This window comes from Streptomyces sediminimaris (assembly GCF_047049295.1).
Taxonomy (GTDB): Bacteria; Actinomycetota; Actinomycetes; order Streptomycetales; family Streptomycetaceae; genus Streptomyces; species Streptomyces sediminimaris.
This window is the reverse complement of sequence record NZ_JBJWOT010000001.1, coordinates 6436504-6457332: the sequence shown is the minus strand read 5'-3', so window position 1 is coordinate 6457332 and position 20829 is coordinate 6436504. Positions and strand designations below refer to the sequence as shown.

At 69.7% G+C, this 20829-nt stretch carries 14 protein-coding genes; 3 read left to right on the top strand and 11 right to left on the bottom strand.

What is annotated here, in order from left to right:
• Nucleotides 1-530: 530 nt before the first annotated feature.
• A complete protein-coding gene (locus tag ACJ9NR_RS29700; protein WP_412491894.1) occupies nt 531-1655 on the bottom strand; it encodes a DUF8189 domain-containing protein in 1125 nt (374 codons plus the stop codon).
• A 164-nt stretch (nt 1656-1819) separates the two neighbouring features.
• Complete coding sequence (locus ACJ9NR_RS29695) at nt 1820-2836, bottom strand: PLL family lectin (protein ID WP_412491895.1); 1017 nt, start codon at nt 2834-2836, stop codon at nt 1820-1822.
• A gap of 161 nt (nt 2837-2997) precedes the next feature.
• On the opposite strand from ACJ9NR_RS29695, the gene ACJ9NR_RS29690 reads away from it, so the two are divergent.
• Nucleotides 2998-3894 (top strand): NAD(P)-dependent oxidoreductase, encoded by an 897-nt coding sequence (locus tag ACJ9NR_RS29690; protein WP_412491896.1) that lies wholly within the window; start codon nt 2998-3000, stop codon nt 3892-3894.
• Nucleotides 3895-3897: 3 nt separating this feature from the next.
• A complete protein-coding gene (locus ACJ9NR_RS29685; RefSeq protein ID WP_412491897.1) occupies nt 3898-4284 on the top strand; it encodes a PIN domain-containing protein in 387 nt (128 codons plus the stop codon).
• A gap of 211 nt (nt 4285-4495) precedes the next feature.
• Here ACJ9NR_RS29685 and ACJ9NR_RS29680 read toward each other — a convergent pair whose 3' ends face one another.
• The 9 genes from ACJ9NR_RS29680 to ngcE form a co-directional block, all read right to left on the bottom strand.
• Nucleotides 4496-5995: an amino acid permease gene (locus tag ACJ9NR_RS29680; protein ID WP_412491898.1), complete on the bottom strand. Its 1500-nt coding sequence runs from the start codon at nt 5993-5995 to the stop codon at nt 4496-4498.
• Between the two features lie 141 nt (nt 5996-6136).
• The gene (dxs, locus tag ACJ9NR_RS29675) at nt 6137-8065 is read right to left on the bottom strand and encodes a 1-deoxy-D-xylulose-5-phosphate synthase (RefSeq protein WP_412491899.1); all 1929 of its coding nucleotides are present in this window, start codon (nt 8063-8065) and stop codon (nt 6137-6139) included.
• Nucleotides 8066-8257: 192 nt separating this feature from the next.
• Nucleotides 8258-9559: a sugar ABC transporter permease gene (locus tag ACJ9NR_RS29670; protein WP_412491900.1), complete on the bottom strand. Its 1302-nt coding sequence runs from the start codon at nt 9557-9559 to the stop codon at nt 8258-8260.
• Nucleotides 9556-10347, bottom strand: a complete 792-nt coding sequence (locus tag ACJ9NR_RS29665; RefSeq protein ID WP_412491901.1) for an ATP-binding cassette domain-containing protein — start codon at nt 10345-10347, stop codon at nt 9556-9558. The genes ACJ9NR_RS29670 and ACJ9NR_RS29665 overlap by 4 nt, the downstream gene beginning before the upstream one ends.
• Nucleotides 10348-10556: 209 nt before the next feature.
• The gene (locus ACJ9NR_RS29660) at nt 10557-11660 is read right to left on the bottom strand and encodes a sugar ABC transporter substrate-binding protein (protein ID WP_412492386.1); all 1104 of its coding nucleotides are present in this window, start codon (nt 11658-11660) and stop codon (nt 10557-10559) included.
• A gap of 133 nt (nt 11661-11793) precedes the next feature.
• On the bottom strand, nt 11794-12993 hold the full coding sequence (locus tag ACJ9NR_RS29655; protein WP_412491902.1) for an ROK family transcriptional regulator: 1200 nt from the start codon (nt 12991-12993) through the stop codon (nt 11794-11796).
• Between the two features lie 181 nt (nt 12994-13174).
• Nucleotides 13175-14098 carry a carbohydrate ABC transporter permease gene (locus tag ACJ9NR_RS29650; protein ID WP_412491903.1) on the bottom strand — a complete coding sequence of 308 codons (924 nt, stop codon included), beginning with the start codon at nt 14096-14098 and terminating at the stop codon, nt 13175-13177.
• A 4-nt stretch (nt 14099-14102) separates the two neighbouring features.
• Nucleotides 14103-15029, bottom strand: a complete 927-nt coding sequence (locus tag ACJ9NR_RS29645; RefSeq protein WP_412491904.1) for a carbohydrate ABC transporter permease — start codon at nt 15027-15029, stop codon at nt 14103-14105.
• An 85-nt stretch (nt 15030-15114) separates the two neighbouring features.
• Nucleotides 15115-16584 carry an N-acetylglucosamine/diacetylchitobiose ABC transporter substrate-binding protein gene (ngcE, locus tag ACJ9NR_RS29640; RefSeq protein ID WP_412491905.1) on the bottom strand — a complete coding sequence of 490 codons (1470 nt, stop codon included), beginning with the start codon at nt 16582-16584 and terminating at the stop codon, nt 15115-15117.
• Between the two features lie 366 nt (nt 16585-16950).
• On the opposite strand from ngcE, the gene ACJ9NR_RS29635 reads away from it, so the two are divergent.
• Nucleotides 16951-20754 (top strand): GH92 family glycosyl hydrolase, encoded by a 3804-nt coding sequence (locus ACJ9NR_RS29635; RefSeq protein WP_412491906.1) that lies wholly within the window; start codon nt 16951-16953, stop codon nt 20752-20754.
• The last annotated feature ends 75 nt before the right edge of the window (nt 20755-20829 follow it).

Sequence of the window (20829 nt, the reverse complement as noted above, 5' to 3'; positions counted from 1 at the left end):
TCCAAGCGGAGGGCACACAGGCAGGCGAGCGTCCAAGCGAACGGGCACACAGGCAGACAGGCGGCCTTCCGGGCAGGCAGGCGCACGGCCGGAGAGCCACGCATCGCCCGGCGCCACGGATCGCCGCGGCACGCTCGACGCGGCCGCCGACGCGACCGCCGAGCGGCTCGGGCGCCCACGGGCGCCACGGACCGCCCCGGCGCACCCGGCCCGTCCACCGACGAACCGGGCTCGGAGAGGCCGGAAACCGACCGGCACCACGGGACGACACGACGCGCTCGATCCGCCCGCCGACAGGCTGAAACCGCCGACACGCTCAGGCCGCCGACCGGCTCAGGCCGCCGACCGGCACCACGGGACGACACGACGCGCTCGATCCGCCCGCCGACAGGCTGAAACCGCCGACACGCTCAGGCCGCCGACCGGCTCAGGTCGCCGACCGGTACCGCGGGACGACACGGCGCGCTCGCGCCCGTCGTCGGGGGCAGGGCGTCAGCCGGCGCTGGGGGCCGGCGGTCGTCGGCCGGTGCTCAGATCCGCGCCGACGGCGACAGGGCCAGTCCGGGGCCGTCGGACTGGCGGGCGATGTGCAAGGCGCCGTCCTGGCCGATCGTGGCCAGGACCACGCGGCCGTGGGCGTCCAGGGACAGCGCGGGGGGCGTGGCGGAGTGTTCTCCCGTGGGGGACCACCACAGGCCCGCCTGCTCGTTCTCGGTGCCGCAGGCGGCCAGCACGACCTGGCCGTCGGGTCCGCGGTGGGCCAGCACGGTGCAGTCGTAGCCGTCGAGTGCCGCCCGCAGCGGTGCGAGGGGCTCGGCGGCCGGGGCGGCTCCGAGCGGGATCAGCCAGCCGCCCGGGCGGTGGGCGATCAGCTGGCCCGTGTCCTGGTCGGTCCAGTAGTACGTCGCCCGGTCCGGCGCCGTCTCCAGCGCGGCCGCCGTGCCCGGCGTGACCCGTATCGCGATGTTCGGCTCCTGCCGGAAGTCCCCGTCGGCCTCGGCCTGCCGCCACCACATGGCGTCCCGCGCGCCGCCCGCCAGCAGTTCGACGCGCCCCGACGCGTGCGCGGTCACGGCCAGTCCGTCCTGCACCCCGCTGCCCTTGAGGTCCTGCCAGGGCTGCCACTTCCCGGTCGGCCCCTCGCGGCGCAGCATCAGCCCGCGCCCCGCGTTGCGCACGAAGACGTGCACCCGCCCCGACCCGCTCACCGCGCCCACGGGTATGCCGAACCGCGCGGCCTTCTCCGGGTTCTTGTGCGGATTGCCCAGCGAACGCCACTCGGTGACCGGACGGCCCGTCTGGTACTGGATGGCGTGCACGATGTCCACGGCCGGCGGCCCGCCGTCCCGGCGCACCTCGCGCCGGCCCAGGAAGTGGACGTAGGTGTCGGCGCCCTGGACCACCGACAGCTGGCTCAGGCCCGCCACCGGGAAGAACTCCGGGCCCGTCCACCGCGGACCGCCCGGCCGGGTCTCGGTCCACCGCAGCAGCCCGTCGCGGGTACGGCCGTAGGCGGTCAGCCGCCCGTCCTTGCCGAGCACCAGCCAGCGGCCGTCCACGGTCGCCTCCGCCGCGTACCGCCCGGCCTCCTCGTGCGCTACGACGCCGTCGGCAGCTCTTCGTCGGGCGGCGCCGCGCCCGGATCCGGTCCGCATGACGTGGCCCGCCCCTTCCTTTCCGCCCGGCGCGGCCCGCGTGCCGATCCTCTTCCCCGAACACCTGTCGCAGGGGAAGCCGAGCGCGCCCCATCATAGGTCGAACATCCGACGAACACGGTGTGACCGGGACGTGCACGACCGTCACACGTCGCGGGGACCCGTCACACCTCCCGCCACGCCTCCAGGGCCAGACCCGGCTCGTCCTTGCGGCGGGTGAGCAGCAGCTGGCCGGTCGACGCGGACAACGTTGCCGCCACCACCCGCTCCTCCTCGTCCGCCGCCAGCGACACGTCCGCGTCCGAGGGCAGTTGGGGCCCCGACTCCGTCCACCACGCCCCCGCCGACTCCTGCTCGGTGGGATACGCCGCGAAGGCGACGCGGCCGCTCGCCGAACGCTGGGCCAGCAACGTGCAGTCGTGGCCGTCGAGTTCGCAGCGGATCGCGGCGACCGGGCCCGGTCCGGCGGACGGCAGCAGGACGACCGGCTTGCCGCCGGGGCGCCAGGCGCACAGGTCGCCCGCGTCGTCGGTGTAGTAGAGGGTGGTGCTCTCCGGTGAGGTGGCGAGGGCACGCAGGGTGCCCGGGCGGACCGGGGCCTCCATCGCCTCCTCCAGCGCCGGTTGCGCCCCCGGCTCCGTCTGCCGCCAGTGCAGGATGCCGCCGGGGACGGCCGCGTACAGCTCGACGCGCCCGGACTCCCCCGTCACGGCCGCCAGATCCTCCCGCACCTCACGGCCCTTGAGGTCGCGCCAGGGCTCCCAGCCGCCCTTCTCCTTCTGCGCGATCATGCTCACCCCGCCGCCCTTGTTGCGGACGAAGACATGGGCGCGGCCCTCGGCGTCCACCGCGACGGCCGGGGTGCCGGTCCTCTCGCCCTTCTTGTTGGGGTGCCCGACCGGGCTCCAGTCCAGGGCGGCGAGCCGGGGCCGGAAGTGGGTGCAGTGGACGAGGCCGGACTCGCCGGGGACGGTGGGACGCCAGGAGACCAGGTGGGCGTACGCGTTGGGGCCGTGGCCGACGGCCTGTGAGGGGAGCAGTTCCTGGTCGCCGCCGATCCTGCGCGCGGGCGCCCACGGGCCGCCGGGTCCGCGTTCCGCGCGGCACAGGACGGCGTCGTCCGTCGGCAGGTAGACACTGAGCCGGCCGTCGCGGCCGCGTATGAGCCAGTCGCCGTTCACCGGTTCACCTTAAGCGGGCGGGTGCGCGGACCGCGTCCCGGCCCCCCGGGTGACGCGCCGCCGCGGACGGGTCACGCGCGCACGGCGGGGCACCCGGCGGGCAGGCTGTACCCAGCAACCACCGTACGAGCGCACCCCGCACGAGTAAGGAAACCGACCTCATGACCGACCAGCTCACCGTGAGCGTCCTGGGCACGGGCATCATGGGCGCCGCGATGGCCCGCAACATCGCCCGCGCCGGGCACACCGTCCGCGTATGGAACCGCACCGTCGCCAAGGCCGAACCGCTCGCCGCCGACGGCGCGCAGGTCTGCGGCTCCCCCGCCGAGGCGGTGCGGGACGCCGACGTGATCCTGACCATGCTCTACGACGGCCCGGCCGCCCTCGCCGTCCTGCGCGAGGCCGCTCCCGCCCTGCGCCCCGGCACCGTATGGATGCAGTCGACCACCGCGGGGATCGAGGCGACCGGCGACCTCGCCGCCTTCGCCCGGGAGCACGGGCTCGTCTTCTACGACGCCCCCGTGCTCGGCACCCGCCAGCCCGCGGAGGCCGGCCGGCTGACCGTGCTGGCCGCCGGGCCCGCCGAGGGCCGTGAGCGGGTGGAGCCGGTGTTCGACGCGGTCGGCGCCCGCACCGTGTGGACCGGCGAGGACGGCGCGGCGGCCGGTGCCACCCGGCTGAAGCTGGTGGCCAACAGCTGGGTGCTCGCCGCCACCGCGGCGGCCGGCGAGGTGCTGGCGCTGGCGAAGGCCCTCGACGTCGACCCGGACGCGTTCTTCGACCTCATCGCCGACGGCCCGCTCGACATGGGCTATCTGAGGGCCAAGGCGGCGCTGGTGCTGGAGGACAAGCTCTCCCCGGCCAGCTTCGCGGTGGAGACCGCGGCCAAGGACGCCCGCCTGATCGTCGAGGCGGGCCGGCACGGTGGCGTCCGCCTGGACGTGGCCGCCGCGAGCGCCGAGCGCATGGAGCGGGCCGCCGCGCAGGGCCACGCCGGCGAGGACATGGCCGCCGCGTACTTCGCGAGCTTCGACGAGGACGGCGAGCGGGACGGCTGAACGATGGGACCCGATGACGGGGACGGCTGCCCGCTGCTGGTGATCGTCGACGCCGCGAACGTCGTCGGGTCGGTCCCCGACGGCTGGTGGCGGGACCGGCGCGGGGCCGCGGAGCGCCTGCGCGACCGGCTGGCCGCCGGCGGTCTCCCGGGCCGCGCCGGTGCCGTGGAGATCGTCCTGGTGGTGGAGGGAGCGGCGCGCGGTGTGGCGTCCGTGCCCGGCGTACGCGTGGAGTCGGCGCCGGGCAGCGGGGACGACCACGTGGCCGGCCTGGTGGCGGCCGCCGGCCGACGGCCCGTCCTGGTGGTGACGGCGGACCGGGAGCTGCGCCGGCGCGTGCGGGACCTGGGCGCGGAGGTGGCGGGTCCGCGGACCGTCAGGCCCGCCTGACGGCCGGCGTGGCCGCGGACCGGTCCCGCCGCCCCCTGCCGGGGAGGGCGGCGCACGGCCGGGCACGCCTGACCGGGGCCTGGCCGCGGGCCCGCGTGAGGCCGTCGGTCGCGTGCGGCGCCATGGTGGCCGGCCGCGCGACCGCCCGCGGCCGGCTGTGCGCCGCCGGCTGACGGGGAGGGCGGCGGGACCGCTGGGACGCGGCCCCCGGCTACCGGTCGGCCGTCGCGGCCTGCGTCCGGGCCTGGGCGAGCCGGCTGTGGTTGCGGCTGTAGAAGAAGTACACGACGAGGCCGATCGCCATCCAGATGGCGAACCGCAGCCAGGTCTCGGCGGGCAGGTTCAGCATCAGCCACAGAGAGGCCAGCACCGACAGGATCGGCAGGAACGGCACCCACGGAGTGCGGAAGGAGCGCTCGAGGTCGGGGCGGCTGCGGCGCAGGATGATCACGCTGATCGCGACGACGACGAAGGCGAAGAGCGTGCCGATGTTCACCAGTTCGGCGAGCGCGCTGAGGCTGGTGAAGCCGGCGACGATCGCGATGACCACGCCGAGCAGGATCGTCGGCCGGTACGGGGTGCGGAACGTCGGGTGGGTGTGGGAGAAGAACCGCGGCAGCAGGCCGTCCCGGCTCATCGCGAAGAACACCCGGGACTGGCCCAGCAGCAGGATCATGCAGACCGTGGTCAGGCCGACGGCGGCGCCGAAGCTGATCAGGCCCGCGAACCAGGGGTGCCCGGTGGCCTTGAACGCGTCGGCGAGCGGCGCGTCCACCGAGAGCCTGCTGTACTTCTGCATGCCGGTCACCACGATCGACACGGCGACGTAGAGCGCGGTGCAGATGATCAGGGAGCCGATGATGCCGCGCGGCACGTCCCGCTGCGGGTTGCGGGTCTCCTCGGCCGCGGTGGCCACGACGTCGAAGCCGATGAAGGCGAAGAAGACGACGGACGCGGCGGTGAAGATGCCCATGACGCCGAAGTTGGACGGCGCCCAGCCGACCATCAGCTGGATCAGTGGCGCCTTGAGGTTGCCGCCCGCCTCCACGGCCTGCTGCGGGGGGACGAACGGGTCGTAGTTGCCGCTCTTGATGAAGAAGGCGCCCGCGATGATGACGACCAGGACGACGGCCACCTTGATGGCGACGACGACCGAGGTGACCCGCGCGGAGAGCTTCATGCCGAGCACGAGGATGGCGGTCAGCACGAGCACCAGCGCGGCGGCGAGGATGTCGAAGCCGAACCCGGAGGCGCCGTCCCGGCCGCTCAGCGCCTCGGGGAGGTGCCACCCGGCGTTGTCCAGCAGCGAGTGGATGTAGCCGGACCAGCCGACGGCCACCACCGCCGTGCCGAGCGCCAGTTCCAGCACCAGGTCCCAGCCGATGATCCACGCGGGGAACTCACCGAGGGAGGCGTACGAGAAGGTGTACGCGGAGCCCGCCACCGGAACCGTGGAGGCGAACTCGGCGTAGCACAGGGCGGCGAGTGCGCAGACGACGCCGGCGACGACGAAGGACAGGGACACGGCGGGGCCCGCGGTGTTCTTCGCGGCCGTGCCGGTCAGGACGAAGATGCCGGTGCCGATGATGACACCGACGCCGAACACCGTCAGGTCGAGGGCCGACAGTGACTTCCTGAGCGCGTGTTCCGGTTCTTCGGTGTCCTGGATGGACTGTTCGATGTTCTTCGTCCTGAAGAGGGTGCTGCCCACGTGCCTACCTCCCACGCTTGTCGTCCTCGACATGATCGAGAGGGCCGGGAGTGCGTATGCCCCGGCAAGGGCAGGTTCACGCAGACGGGCCGGTTCCGCCACCTGTGCGAGTGGCGGAACCGGCCCACGGGGCACGCTTCTCTAGTCGCGGGCCGGCTCCACCGAGTCCACCCCGGTCGCCGTACGGCTGAAGCGGCCGTCCAGCCGGGAGACGAGGCCGGTGACCTGGCGGGCGATGTCCGGGGCGGTGAGGCCGATCTCCGCCATGACCTCGGCGCGGGCGGCGTGGTCGAGGAAGCGCGGCGGGATGCCGAAGTCGCGCAGCGGGATGTCGACGCCCGCGTCGCGCAGGGCCTGCGCGATCGCCGAACCGACACCGCCGACGCGCGAGTTGTCCTCGACGGTCACGACGACGCGGTGCCGCTCCGCCAGGGGCGCCATGGCCTCGTCGACGGGCTTGACCCAGCGCGGGTCGACGACGGTGGTGGAGATGCCGTGCCGGTCCAGCAGGGAGGCGATCTCCAGGCACATCGGGGCCAGCGCGCCCACGGAGACGAGCAGCACGTCGGGCGCCTGGGTCCCCGGCTCGCGCAGGACGTCCATGCCGCCCACCCGTCCCACGGCGGGTACGGCGGGGCCGACGGCGCCCTTGGAGAAGCGCACGACGGTCGGCGCGTCCTCGACCTGGACGGCCTCGCGCAGCTGGGCGCGGACCTGGTCGGCGTCGCGCGGCGCGGCGAGCCGCAGACCGGGGACGACCTGGAGGACGGACATGTCCCACATGCCGTTGTGGGAGGCGCCGTCGGTACCGGTGATGCCGGCCCGGTCCAGGACGAAGGTGACCCCGCACCTGTGCAGCGCGACGTCCATCAGCACCTGGTCGAAGGCGCGGTTGAGGAAGGTGGCGTACACGGCGAAGACCGGGTGCAGCCCGCCGTGCGCCAGGCCCGCGGCCGACACGGCGCCGTGCTGTTCGGCGATGCCGACGTCGTAGGTCCGCTCCGGGAAGGTGTCGGCGAACTTCTTCAGGCCCACCGGCTGGAGCATCGCGGCGGTGATGGCCACGATGTCCTCGCGCTCCTTGCCGAGCTTGACCATCTCGTCGCCGAAGACGGAGGTCCAGTCGGCGCCGGAGGCCTTGACGGGCAGGCCGGTGTCGGGGTGGATGGGGCCGATGCCGTGGAAGCGGTCGGCCTCGTCCTGCAGGGCGGGCTGGTAGCCGCGGCCCTTCTCGGTGAGGCAGTGCACGATGACGGGCCCGCCGAACCGCTTGGCGCGGGTGAGGGCCGACTCCAGGGCCTCGATGTCGTGGCCGTCGATGGGGCCGACGTACTTCAGGCCGAGGTCCTCGAACATGCCCTGCGGCGCGATGAAGTCCTTCAGGCCCTTCTTGGCCCCGTGCAGGGTCTCGTAGAGGGGCCTGCCGACGACGGGGGTTCGCTCCAGGAGGTCCTTGCCCCGGGCCAGGAAGCGCTCGTAGCCGTCCGTGGTGCGCAGCGTCGCGAGGTGGTTGGCGAGGCCGCCGATCGTCGGCGCGTAGGACCGCTCGTTGTCGTTGACGACGATGACGAGGGGCCGGTCCTTGGCGTCGGCGATGTTGTTGAGCGCCTCCCAGGCCATGCCTCCGGTCAGGGCCCCGTCACCGATCACGGCGACCACGTGGTCGTCGCGCCCGAGGACCTGGTTGGCCTTGGCGAGCCCGTCGGCCCAGCCCAGCACCGTCGAGGCGTGGCTGTTCTCGATGACGTCGTGCTCGGACTCGGCCTGCGAGGGGTAGCCGGACAGACCGCCCTTCATCTTCAGGCGGGAGAAGTCCTGGCGGCCGGTGAGCAGCTTGTGCACGTAGGACTGGTGGCCCGTGTCCCACAGCACTCTGTCCTTCGGGGACTCGAAGACCCGGTGCAGGGCGATGGTCAGCTCCACGACGCCGAGGTTCGGGCCGAGGTGGCCGCCGGTCTTGGAGACCGCGTCGACGAGGAAGCTCCGGATCTCCTCCGCCAGCCGGTCCAGCTCCTCCAGGCTGAGCCGGTCCAGATCGCGCGGTCCCCTGATGCGGGTCAGCAGCGGCACCCGTGCCTCCTTGCAGTAGAGCTGATCGAGCTGTTGCCGGGACTTGACGAGTCTAATGTTCCGCCTTTGCGCGGGGCGCCCGGGCGGTGCGTGATGCGTCACGCGACGGCAGTACCCCGGATCGGCGGTGGCTATGACATGGCTGTGCCCGGTACCGCCGTTGGTACCGGGCACAGGGTCGGTGGGTGGGGGCTAGGCGCGGCCCGCCGTCCGCTGCGTCTTGCGGGTGACGGCGTCGATGACGACGGTCGCCAGCAGAACGCCACCGGTGATCATGTACTGGACCGGGGAGGCGATGCCCTCCAGCGCCAGGCCGTACTGGATCGAGACGATGACCAGCACACCGAGGAGCGCGTTCCAGGTGCGGCCGCGGCCGCCGAACAGGGAGGTACCGCCGATGACGGCCGCCGCGATGGCGTTCATCAGCAGGTCACCGGCGCCGGCGCCCTGGTTGGCGGAGGCGATCTTCGAGGCGATGAACAGACCGCCGATCGCGGCGAAGGTGCCGGAGATCGCGAAGACCGAGATCCGGATCAGCTCCACGTTGATACCGGCACGCCGGGAGGCCTCGACGCTGCCGCCGAGGGCGAAGATCTTGCGGCCGTAGGACGTGCGGCGCAGCACGAAGTCCGTGAACAGCAGGACGCCGATGAAGATCACGACGGCCAGCGGCAGGCCCTTGTACTGGTTGAAGACGATGGCCACGGCGAACGAGAGGACCGCCAGCAGCACGGTGCGCAGGATGGTTTCGCTCAGCGGCCGCGACGGCACCCCCGCGGCCTCGCGGCGGCGGTTGCCGAGGTAGGAGCTGACGAAGTACAGCGCGGTCACCGCGATGGCGAGTCCGTAGGCGGCGGCCACGTCGCTGAAGTAGTACGTGGTCAGCTTGGCGACCATGCCGTTGCTGTGGAGGTTGATCGTGCCGTTGGCGCCCAGGATCTGGAGCATGAAGCCGTTCCAGAACAGCAGGCCGGCCAGGGTGACCGCGAACGCGGGCACACCGATCTTCGCGAAGAAGAAGCCGTGGATCGCGCCGGCGGCGGTGCCGGTCAGGATGGCCAGCACGAAGGCCAGCCACTCGTTCATGCCGTGGTTGATGTTCAGCACGGCGAACGAGGCGCCCGCGACACCGGAGACCGAGCCGACCGACAGGTCGATCTCGCCGAGCAGCAGCACGAAGACGATGCCGACGGCGATCATGCCCGTGCCGACCATCGCGATGGAGATGTCGGAGAGGTTGTTCGCGGTGAGGAAGTTGGAGTTCAGGCTCTGGAAGATGATCCAGATGATCGCCAGGCCGATGACGACCGGGATGGAACCCAGGTCGCCGGCCTTCATCTTGCGCTTGAACTCGGTGATGTAGCCCGCGAAGCCCTGTTCGCGCACCAGCAGCCGCGGGTCGACGGCGACGTCGGAGCCGCGCGCCGCGTCGGGGTTCTCCACGACGTGGTCGTCGGGAGCCCCCGGAGCCGCGGAGGTCTTGTCGATGCTCACTTCTTGATCTCCCCAGTGGTGCGCGCCGCACGACGGGTCACGGCGTTGTCCGTGGCGCCGGTGATGGCGGAGATGATTTCTTCCTGCGAGGTCGACTTGACCTCGAAGACGCCGTTGTTGCGACCCAGGCGCAGCACCGCCACCTTGTCGGCGACGGCCTTCACGTCAGCCATGTTGTGGCTGATCAGGATCACGGCGTGGTTGCGCTCGCGCAGCCGCTCGACCAGGTCGAGGACCTGGGCGGTCTGCTCGACGCCCAGAGCGGCGGTGGGCTCGTCGAGGATGACCAGCTTGGGCTCGCCGAGCATCGAGCGGGCGATGGCCACGGTCTGGCGCTGACCGCCGGAGAGGGAGGCGATCGGGATACGGACGCTGGGGATGCGGATGGACAGCTGGTCCAGCAGCTCGCGGGAGCGGCGCTCCATCTCGACCTCGTCCAGCACCCCGAACTTGCGGACCTCACGGCCCAGGTACAGGTTGCCGACGACGTCGATGTTGTCGCACAGTGCGAGGTCCTGGTACACCGTGGCGATGCCCAGGTGCTGGGCGTCGTGCGGCCGGTTGATGTTGACCGACTTCCCCTCCCACTCGATGACGCCCTCATCGATGGGGTGAACGCCGGCGATCGTCTTGACCAGCGTGGACTTTCCGGCGCCGTTGTCGCCGACCAGGGCGACCACCTCACCGGCGTGGACCTCAAGCTCTACGTCGGTGAGCGCCTGAACGGCACCGAACCGCTTGGAGACCCCGCGCAACGCCAGCACGGGCGTAGCGGACACGTGAACCATCTCCTTCGCCGCCTGACCCGGCGGGAGGTTGTGCAGGAATGCTGGGCGGGTGGGCTGGGAGCAACCCGTGGGGGTTGATCCGTCCGGCGCCCCGCGACGAGCTTGCGGGGCTGTTTGATGCGCGGGGCGCCGGAGGAGCCTTCGGGGCGGGCGTCCCGTAGGGGAATTCAAGAGCGAATTCCCCTACGTGGAAAGGGACGTGCCGCTGCTTACTTCAGACCGATCTTGTCGCAGGCGGCCTTGTACTGCGGGGTGCAGATGTCGGCGACCGTGTAGATGCCGTCCTTGATGACGGTGTCCTTGATGTTGTCCTTGGTCAGCGACTGGACCGGGACCAGCTTCGAGGGGATCTGCTTGGTCGTCGGGCTGTCGACCTTGTCGGGGGCGACGGAGCTGAGCGACTTGCCCTGGGCGAGGTCGACGGCCATCTCGGCCGCGACGTTCGCCTCCTGCGGGTAGGGCTTGTAGACGCTCATGTACTGCGTGCCGGCGACGATGCGCTGGACACCCGCGAGCTCCGCGTCCTGGCCGGTGACCGGGATGTTGGAGATGCCGGCGGCCTTGAGGGCGGTGATGATACCGCCGGCCATGCCGTCGTTGGCGGAGTAGACGCCGATCAGGTTCTTCTTACCGATCGCCGAGATCGCGCCCTCCATGTTGGCGTTGGCGTTCTCCGGCTTCCAGTCCTTGGTGTCGTAGGACTTGCCGATGTTCACCTTGCCCTGGAGGACCGAGAGGGCGCCCTTCTTGAACTGGGCGGCGTTCGGGTCGGTGGAGGACCCGTTCATCATGACGATCTTGCCGGACTTGGCCTTGGAGCCGAGGGCCTTGAGGAGGGCCTCGCCCTGGGTCTTGCCGACGGTCACGTTGTCGAACGAGGTGTACGCGTCGATGGGGCCCTGCGCGAGACGGTCGTAGGCGACGACGGGGATGCCGGCGTCCTTGGCCTTCTGCACCGAGTTCTTGATCGCGGCGGAGTCGACCGCGTCCACGATGAGGACGTCCACCTTGTTGGTGATCATCGTGTCGACCTGCTGGTTCTGCGTGCTGGCGTCCTGCTTGGCGTTGGCGTAGACCAGCGTCGCCTTGTTGTTCGTGAGCTCCTTGATCTTCTTCTCGATCAGGGGCTTGTCGAACTTCTCGTAGCGGGCGGTCTGGTTCTCCGGGAGGAGCAGACCGACCTTGATGTTGTCGCCCTTCTTCTTGGCGGACGACGACGAGGAAGAGCCACCGCCGGACTCCTTCGCGCTTCCACAAGCGGCGAGGGAAACGGCCATCGCACCCGCGGCAACGGCAAACGCGGCACGACGCATACGCGTGTTCACTTCAGAAACCTCCCTGACGAGGCCGCGACACTGCGGCCGAGGTGGCTGGAAGTCAACTCGGCCACGCGTGCGACGTCAAGAAGTAAATCCTTAACGAGATGGCAACGGTGCCATCCGTTCTCTAAGTGAAGGCAGGGGTCGCTGCGGGCAGCGTGCCGTCCAAAAGGGTCGAATCACCCATCTCGCTGAGCGCGAGAGCGAGCGCTCCGAGCACCTCCGCACGGCCCCCAAGTGCCCCGGGGAGAACGGACAGTTGGCGCGCCGCACTGGGGATGGCATAGCGGCCGACGGACTCCCTGATCGGCCCGAGCACCAGCTCACCGGCCTCGGCGAGATCACCGCCGAGGACCACCCGGCTCGGGTTCAGCAGATTGCAGAGATTGGCGACTCCACTGCCGATGTGGCGGCCGACGTCGGCGATCACCCGACGGCAGCCCGGGTCTCCGTCCCTGGCCAGCCGGACGACGCCTTCCATGGTCAGGTCGGTGCCGTGGCTCGGCTGGAGCAACGGGAGCACGTAGCGCGCCGCGGCGAAGGTCTCCAGGCATCCACGGTTCCCGCAGCGACAGACCGGGCCGGATTCGTCGAGTGTAATATGTCCTATTTCACCTGCGGTGCCACCGGGACCGCGGTAAATCTTCCCGTTGATCACCAGACCCGCGCCGACACCGCTGGCGACCTTGATGTACGCCAGGTCCCTGACCCCCCGGCCGCTGCCCCAGACCAGCTCTCCGAGGGCGCCGAGGTTGGCGTCGTTGTCCACGTGCACCGGCACGCCGAGCCGCCCCCGCAGCTCCTCGGCGGGCCGGGTGCCGGTCCATCCGGGCAGGATGGCGGTGGAGCCCAGGGTGCCGGACTCCACGTCGATCGGGCCGGGTACGCCGAGGCCCACTCCGGCGATCTTGGACGGGTCGACGCCCGTCGCCGCGAGCAGCCGGTTGACCAGCTCCTCCGCCCGGTCGAAGCCCTGCGCGGAGGAGGCGTCCACATCCAGCGGCTCGGACTCCTCGGCCAGCACCTGGTGGGCGAGGTTGCCGACCGCGACGCGCAGATGCGTATGCCCGAAGTCGACCCCGATGACGATGCCGGCGTCCCCGCTCAGCGAGACGCTGCGGGCCCTGCGGCCGCCCGCCGAGGTGGGTGTGACCTCGACCGTTCCGCCGTCCTTGAGCTCGCGGACGATGTTGGAGACCGTCGCCGCCGACAGTCCCGTGGTCCTCGCGATCTCCGCCTGCGTGAGCGACCCGGCCAGCCGGACGGCACGTACGACCCGCTCCAGGTTGGCTCGGTGCAGCGACGACTGCGACCCCGGAGTCTCCACGACGACCTCCTGCGCGCGGGACCGCTTCGATGAGGCCCCGACTATGTCCAACTAGTGAACTCTAAGCTGAGCCGTTCGGGTCCCCTCCCGTCAAGAGGTTGAACCGCATCCGGGTTCTTGCACACACGAAGGCGCGCCGCCCCCGAGGTCGTGGACGGCGCGCACGCGAACCGTGGAGCCCCTACTTCAGCGCCCCCGCGGTCAGTCCCTGGACCACCTGCCGCTGGAAGATGATGTAGGCCGCCAGCACCGGCAGCATGGCCATCACCAGACCGGCGAACAGGCCGGACCAGTCGCCCTTGTACCCCTGGCTGGCCGCGAGCTGCACCAGGCCCTGGGTGAGCACCCGTTTGTCCGGGTCGGTGTTGAGCACCGTCGGCAGCATGTACTGGTTCCACTGCCCGAGGAAGTTGAAGATCCCCACGCTGATCAGGCCGGGTTTCGCCATCGGCAGCATGATCTGGAAGAACGTCCGGCTGTGCGAGGCCCCGTCGACGAAGGCCGCCTCCGCGACCGAGGTCGGCAGGGTCCGGAAGAACGCGTGCAGGAAGAACACCGTGAACGGCAGCGAGTAGGCGATGTAGACCAGGATCAGCCCGTGGATGGTGTTCAGCAGGCCCATGTTGTTCACCACGTAGAACAACGGGACCAGCGCCAGCATGATCGGGAAGCTCATGCCGCCGATGAAGAGGAAGTAGATGAAGCGGTTGCCCGGGAAGTCGAACCGGGCCAGCACGTACGCCGCCATCGAGCCGAGCACCAGGGTGCCGATGAGCGAACCGCCCACCACCAGGATGGTGTTGAGGAAGTAGTCGCTCATGTTGGCGTCGGTCCAGGCCCGCGCCCAGTTGTCGAAGTGCAGCTTGTCCGGCAGCGCCCAGGGCGAGGAGAAGATGGAGCTGTCGTCCTTGAAGGACGTCATCACGGCCCACAGCAGCGGCATGACGACCATGAACGCCCAGAGGATCAGGAAGCCGTGGGAGAAGACGTTGAGGACGCCACCCTCCTTCTTCGGCTTGTACCGCCGGGCGGTCGGGACGTCGGTCTTGCTGACGGTGGTGCCGGACTCGGCCGGCACGGGGGCGGGGGTCTCGGTCGTCTTCATCTGATCAGTACTCCAGCCGCTCGCGCCGGCCAAAACGCATCACGATCGCCGCGAAGGCCAGCGTGACGACGAGCAGGGCGACGCCGATGGTGGTCGCGTAGGCGGCCTGTCCGTCACGGAACGCCTTCTGGTACACGTACAGAACCATGACGGTGGTCGAGTAGTCGGGACCGCCGGGTCCGGTCGTCATGATCTGTACGACCGCGAACGACTCGGCACCGAGGGCGAGAATGCCCATGTACACCCAGCCGGACTGCACGGTGTCCCACAGCAGCGGCAGGGTGATCCGGAAGAACGTGGAGATGCGGTTCGCGCCGTCCAGCAGCGCCGCCTCGTACAGGTCCGCCGGGATGGAGGCCATCCCGGCGGAGAAGAGGACCACGAAGAATCCGACCGTGGACCAGACGAGCACCGCCATCACACACCACAGGGCCAGGTTCGGGTCCCCCAGCCACAGCGGCTGGATGCTGTCGAGCCCGATCCCCCGCAGCAGCGCGTTGATCGCGCCGCTGTCCGGGTTGTACGCGAAAGCGAACAGCAGGGCGACGATCGCGATCGAGAGCACCTGCGGGAAGAAATAGACGATCTTGTAGAACGAGGAACCCCGGACGCCGGAGATCACCGGCCCGCCCCGCCTTCTGCGTCCGCCCACATTGATCATGAAGGCGAAGAACAGCGCCAGACTGATCGTCACCAGCGGCAGCACCAGAGCGAACAGCAGGCTGTGCCACAGCGACTTCCAGAAGATGTCGTCGTGGAACATTCTTCGGTAGTTGTCGAAGCCCACCATCTTGAATTCGGGGCTCAGGCCCGTCCAGTCCGTGAACGAGTAGTAGATGGACTGGATGAAAGGCCAGACGACGAAAAGCGCGTACAGCCCGAGGGGAACCGCCAGGAACCCCACGATGAACCGGTACTTGCCGTGCTGCATTACTACCTACCCCGTTCTCTGGGCGGGTGCTGCCGCCAAGGGTCTGTCCGGCGGATCATGCCGGACAGACCCTGGTGACGGGCTGTCACTGGTGCTTGTAGTGCTTGATCGAGCTGTCCTTGGCGGCCGCGTCGGCGAAGCCCTGGATCTTCTTGATGGTCTCGGCGGGAGTGGCCCGGCCGGCCATCATCTCGCCGAGGCCCGCCACACCGATCTGCTCCTTCTCCAGCTGTACGTACCAGTCCTGGATCCGCGGGTTCAGGACGTTGTCCTTGGCCAGGTCGAGCGCCGCGACGCCGGACTTCAGGCCGGGTGTCAGGGTGATGCCGGTGGTGCCGCCGTTGTACGCGGTCAGCGACTTCACCTTGCTGGTGAAGTTCTTCGAGGACGCCTCGCTGAGCATGATGCGCAGCTGCTCCATGCCGCCCAGAGGGTTCTTCGCCTTGGCCGGGACGATGAAGGGCTCACCGCCGGAGGCCCAGATGGTGCCGAACGGCAGCTTGTCGGAGCTGTCGATGCCGGACGGCGCGGAGACGGCGAGGTTGAAGTCGGACGGGATGACGTTCGCCGACTCGTTCTCGACCCAGGAGCCGTTCGGGATGAACAGCGCCTTGCCCTTGGCCCACGCGGTCTGCGACTGGATGTGGTCCAGGCCGGGCGTGCCCTTGAGGATGTAGCCCTTCTTGTACAGCTCGTAGTAGGCCTCGAAGCAGGCCTTGACGGCCGGGTGCTTCCAGGCGTTCGGCTCGAGGTTGTCGATGGCGTCCAGAACCTCGCGGCCGCCGACCTTGCCGATCATCGGGTAGAGCGAGAAGGGGATGTAGTACGGGTACTTGCCCGCGTACGTCCAGCCGGCCATGCCCTTCTTCTTGGCCTTCTCGCACACCGCGAGCATCTCGTCCCAGGTCTTCGGGTACTCCGCGTCGAGCGAGTCCAGAGCCTTCTGCGAGTACCAGACGCCGTAGACCGTGTAGGCGTAGTACATGATCCACACGGGCTTGCCGTCGAACTGGCCCATCTCGACGATGCCGGGGCGCAGCGTGTCGCGGACCTTCTTGTTCGGATCGTCGTACGACGCCGCGTCCAGCAGCGGGGTGAGGTCGGCGAGCTGGTTCTTGCCGACCAGGACACCCATGTCCATCTGCTCGGCGCCGGAGTTGTCGATCAGGTCCGGCGGGTTGCCCTGGTTGAAGCGGGGCTGGAGCGTGGACTGGATCTTCTGGGTGGCGGAGAACTTCACCTTCACCTTGGGGAAGTTCTTCTCGTAGATCTTGACGGCGTCCTGGGCGTACTCCTTGCCGAAGCCGCCGTCGAAGAGGACGAACTCCATCCCCGCCGTCTCGTTCACGCCGAGCGGGTTCTTGGCGGTCTTCTTGCCCGCCTTCGCCTTGTCGCCGCTGTCGCTGCCGCCACCGCTCGCACAGGCCGACAGGAAGCTCATCGTGGGTACGGAGATCAGGCCGAGCGCGGCGGACCGCTTGATCAGATCGCGGCGGCCCACGCCGGTCGTGCCGGTGGTCGCAGCGCCGTTGTTCTCGGCGGAAGTGGATCCCATGCTCAAGTCCTCGCCTTCTCCAGGACTCAGGCGGTGAACCGGATCCTTCCCGGCACCGCGGTCAGGTCAAGCAGGGTCGTGCAGGAAGTGCGGGTCGTGCAGTACGGATCGGGTGAATCGCCGACAGGTATAGTCCACTTCCCGCCAGCGGAGCAAGATCGAATGCAAAGTTGGCCGATGGTCTTATCCGAGTTGAGACCTCGCGGAAATATGAGCCCCCTGTGGCCGCCTTGCCGGAAAAATCCACGACATAAACCTCGAATGCCACAGGCAACACCCTTGACATCACTGACCACTTGACCCACTACTGGTCTCTGCGTGGCTCAGTTGACAACGTTGTCCACAGCCCAGGGAGGGTGCTGGCGAATGGGGCACAGAACTCGGCACAGATGGGGACCGGCGGTCGTGCTGACGGCCGCCTTTGCTTTGGCGGTGGGCACGCAGGGCGCGGCGACCGCGCTGCCCGCGAAGGCGCCGGCCGCCGACCGGGAATTCGCCTCCTCGTTCGAGGCGGGCGATCCGGCGCCGGACTGGCTGAACACGGTCGACACCGGCGCGGACGGGAGCAAGCGGGCCTCCGGGGTGGACGGCGGGTACAGCAGCGGCATTCCCGGAAACGTCAACGACCATGTCACCGACGTCCGGGCGAGCGGTGAGAACACCGGCGGCGGGGAGGTGAAGGAGAACCTCGTCGACGGCGAGTCCGGCACCAAGTGGCTGACCTTCGACCCGACCGGCTGGGTCGAGTTCGACCTCGACAAGCCGTTCAGGATCACCAATTACGCGCTCACCTCGGCCAACGACTTCGCCGAGCGCGACCCGAAGGACTGGACCCTGCAGGGCTCCACCGACGGCAAGGACTGGAAGACCCTCGACTCCCGCTCCGGACAGACCTTCTCCGAGCGGTTCCAGACGAAGTCCTACGACCTGGCCGAGCCGGCCGAGTACCAGCACTTCCGGCTCGACGTCACGAAGAACAACGGCGCCTCCGACATCCTGCAGCTCGCCGACCTGCAGCTGTCCACCGGCGACAGCGGCGGCCCGGTCCCGCAGGACATGCTCTCGCTCGTCGACCACGGCCCGAGCGGCTCCCCGACCGCGAAGGCGGCCGCCGGTTTCACCGGAAAGAGGGCCCTGCGTTACGCCGGACGGCACACCGCCGACGGCCGGGCGTACTCGTACAACAAGGTCTTCGACGTGAACGTGGCCGTCGGCCGCGACACCGAGCTGTCGTACCGGATCTTCCCGCAGATGGCGGACAAGATCCGCGACTACGACGCCACGAACGTCTCCGTCGACCTCGCCTTCACCGACGGCACCTACCTCAGCGACCTGGGCGCGATGGACCAGCACGGCTTCGGGCTGTCGCCGCGGGCGCAGGGCGCGGCCAAGATCCTCTACGTCAACCAGTGGAACAACGTGGTCTCCCGGATCGGCTCGGTCGCGGCCGGCAAGACCGTCGACCGGATCCTGGTGGCGTACGACTCGCCCAAGGGGCCGGCGAAGTTCCGCGGCTGGCTGGACGACATCGTCCTCAAGCGCGCGAGGCCCGAGAGGCCGAAGGCGCATCTGGCCGACTACGCGCTGACCACCCGCGGCACCAACTCCAGCGGCAGCTTCTCGCGCGGCAACAACTTCCCCGCGACTGCCATGCCGCACGGCTTCAACTTCTGGACGCCCGTCACCAACGCGTCCTCGCTGAGCTGGCTGTACGACTACGCGCGGGCGAACAACGACGACAACCTGCCGACGATCCAGGCCTTCAGCGCCAGCCACGAGCCGAGCCCGTGGATGGGTGACCGGCAGACTTTCCAGCTGATGCCGTCCGCCGCGCCGGGGACCCCGGACACCGGCCGGGAGGCCCGTGAGCTGGCCTTCCGGCACGAGAACGAGACCGCGCGGCCGTACTACTACGGGGTGCGGTTCGAGAACGGGCTGAAGGCGGAGATGGCGCCGACCGACCACGCCGCGTCGCTGCGCTTCACCTACCCGGGCGACGACGCGAGCGTGGTCTTCGACAACGTCACCGAGCAGGCCGGGCTCACGCTCGACCAGGAGCACGGCATCGTCACCGGCTACTCGGACGTGAAGTCCGGACTGTCGACGGGCGCCACCCGCCTCTTCGTCTACGGTGTCTTCGACAAGCCCGTCACGGACAGCTCCGCGAGCGGGGTCAAGGGCTTCATGCGCTTCGACGCGGGACGCGACCACACGGTCACGCTGCGCCTGGCCACCTCGCTCATCAGCGTCGACCAGGCCAAGGACAACCTGCGCCAGGAGATCCCGGCGGGCATGTCGTTCGGCGCGGTCAAGGCGCACGCCCGGCACGTCTGGGACAAGCTGCTCGGCAAGGTCGAGGTCGAGGGCGCGACCCCGGACCAGCTGACCACGCTGTACTCCAGCATGTACCGGCTGTACCTCTACCCCAACTCGGGCTTCGAGAAGGTGGGTTCGACGTACCAGTACGCCTCGCCGTTCTCGCCGATGCAGTCCCAGGACACCCCGACGCACACCGGCGCGAAGATCGTCGACGGCAAGGTGTACGTCAACAACGGATTCTGGGACACCTACCGGACCACCTGGCCGGCGTACTCCCTCCTCACCCCCTCCAAGGCGGGTGAGATGGTCGACGGATTCGTGCAGCAGTACAAGGACGGCGGCTGGACCTCGCGCTGGTCCTCCCCCGGCTACGCCGACCTGATGACCGGCACCTCCTCGGACGTGGCCTTCGCCGACGCCTACGTCAAGGGCGTGAAGTTCGACGCGAAGGCGGCGTACGACGCGGCCGTGAAGAACGCGACGGTCGTCCCGCCGTCCTCCGGCGTGGGCCGCAAGGGCATGGACACCTCGCCCTTCCTCGGCTACACGACCACCGCCACCCACGAGGGCTTCTCGTGGGCGATGGAGGGCTACGTCAACGACTACGGCATCGCCAGGATGGGCGCGGCCCTCTACAAGAAGACGCACGAGAGGCGCTACAAGGAGGAGTCGCAGTACTTCCTCAACCGCGCCCAGGACTACGTGAAGCTGTTCGACTCCAAGGCCGGCTTCTTCCAGGGCAAGGACGCCCGGGGCAACTGGCGGGTGGACTCGGCCACGTACGACCCGCGCGTGTGGGGCTACGACTACACGGAGACCAACGGCTGGGGCTACGCCTTCACCGCCCCGCAGGACAGCCGCGGTCTCGCCAACCTCTACGGTGGCCGGGGGGCCCTCGGCGACAAGCTCGACGAGTACTTCGCGACGCCCGAGACGGCGTCCCCGGAGTTCGTCGGCTCCTACGGCGGCGTCATCCACGAGATGACCGAGGCCCGGGACGTCCGGATGGGCATGTACGGGCACTCCAACCAGGTCGCCCACCACGTCATCTACATGTACGACGCGGCCGGCGAGCCCTGGAAGGCGCAGGCGAACGTCCGCGAGGTGCTCTCCCGCCTCTACACCGGCAGCGAGATCGGGCAGGGTTACCACGGCGACGAGGACAACGGCGAGCAGTCGGCCTGGTACCTCTTCTCCGCGCTCGGCTTCTACCCGCTGGTGATGGGCAGCGGCGAGTACGCCATCGGCTCCCCGCTGTTCAAGAAGGCGACCGTCCACCTGGAGAACGGCCACGACCTGGTCGTGCGGGCGCCGAGGAACAGCGCGAAGAACGTCTACGTGCAGGGGCTGCGGGTCGACGGCCGCACCTGGTCGAAGACCTCGCTGCCCGACAGCCTGCTCCGCCGGGGCGGGGTGCTCGACTTCCGCATGGGGCCGAAGCCCTCCTCCTGGGGCACCGGCAAGGACGCGGCGCCCGTGTCGATCACCCAGGACGACAAGGTGCCGACGCCGCGCGCGGACGTACTGAAGGGCGACGGGGCGCTGTTCGACAACACCTCGTCGACCGACGCGACCGTGACCTCCGTGGATCTGCCGGTCTCCGGTCCGGTCAAGGGCCTGCAGTACACGGTGACCTCCTCCGGCGACCACACCAAGGCGCCGACCGGCTGGACGCTGCAGGGTTCCGACGACGGGAGCACCTGGAAGACGCTGGACAAACGGTCCGGGGAATCCTTCCGGTGGGACCGGCAGACCCGCGCGTTCACGGTGAGCTCCCCGGGCACGTACGGCAAGTACCGTCTGGTGTTCGACGGCGAGGCGGTGATCGCGGAGGTCGAACTGCTCGCGTGAGCGGGCGGGCCGGCCAGGATCTCCGGACGGCTCGGGGGCCGCGTCGCACGACGCGGCCCCCTTGCCGTTCCTCCG

Bases quoted from the DNA above. Each gene is read 5' to 3' on its own strand.
- ACJ9NR_RS29700 (WP_412491894.1), bottom strand. From the start codon at position 1,655: ATGCGGACCGGATCCGGGCGCGGCGCCGCCCGACGAAGAGCTGCCGAC.
- ACJ9NR_RS29690 (WP_412491896.1), top strand. From the start codon at position 2,998: ATGACCGACCAGCTCACCGTGAGCGTCCTGGGCACGGGCATCATGGGC.
- ACJ9NR_RS29685 (WP_412491897.1), top strand. From the start codon at position 3,898: ATGGGACCCGATGACGGGGACGGCTGCCCGCTGCTGGTGATCGTCGAC.
- ACJ9NR_RS29665 (WP_412491901.1), bottom strand. From the start codon at position 10,347: ATGGTTCACGTGTCCGCTACGCCCGTGCTGGCGTTGCGCGGGGTCTCC.
- ACJ9NR_RS29660 (WP_412492386.1), bottom strand. From the start codon at position 11,660: ATGCGTCGTGCCGCGTTTGCCGTTGCCGCGGGTGCGATGGCCGTTTCC.
- ACJ9NR_RS29650 (WP_412491903.1), bottom strand. From the start codon at position 14,098: ATGAAGACGACCGAGACCCCCGCCCCCGTGCCGGCCGAGTCCGGCACC.
- ACJ9NR_RS29645 (WP_412491904.1), bottom strand. From the start codon at position 15,029: ATGCAGCACGGCAAGTACCGGTTCATCGTGGGGTTCCTGGCGGTTCCC.
- ngcE (WP_412491905.1), bottom strand. From the start codon at position 16,584: ATGGGATCCACTTCCGCCGAGAACAACGGCGCTGCGACCACCGGCACG.
- ACJ9NR_RS29635 (WP_412491906.1), top strand. From the start codon at position 16,951: ATGGGGCACAGAACTCGGCACAGATGGGGACCGGCGGTCGTGCTGACG.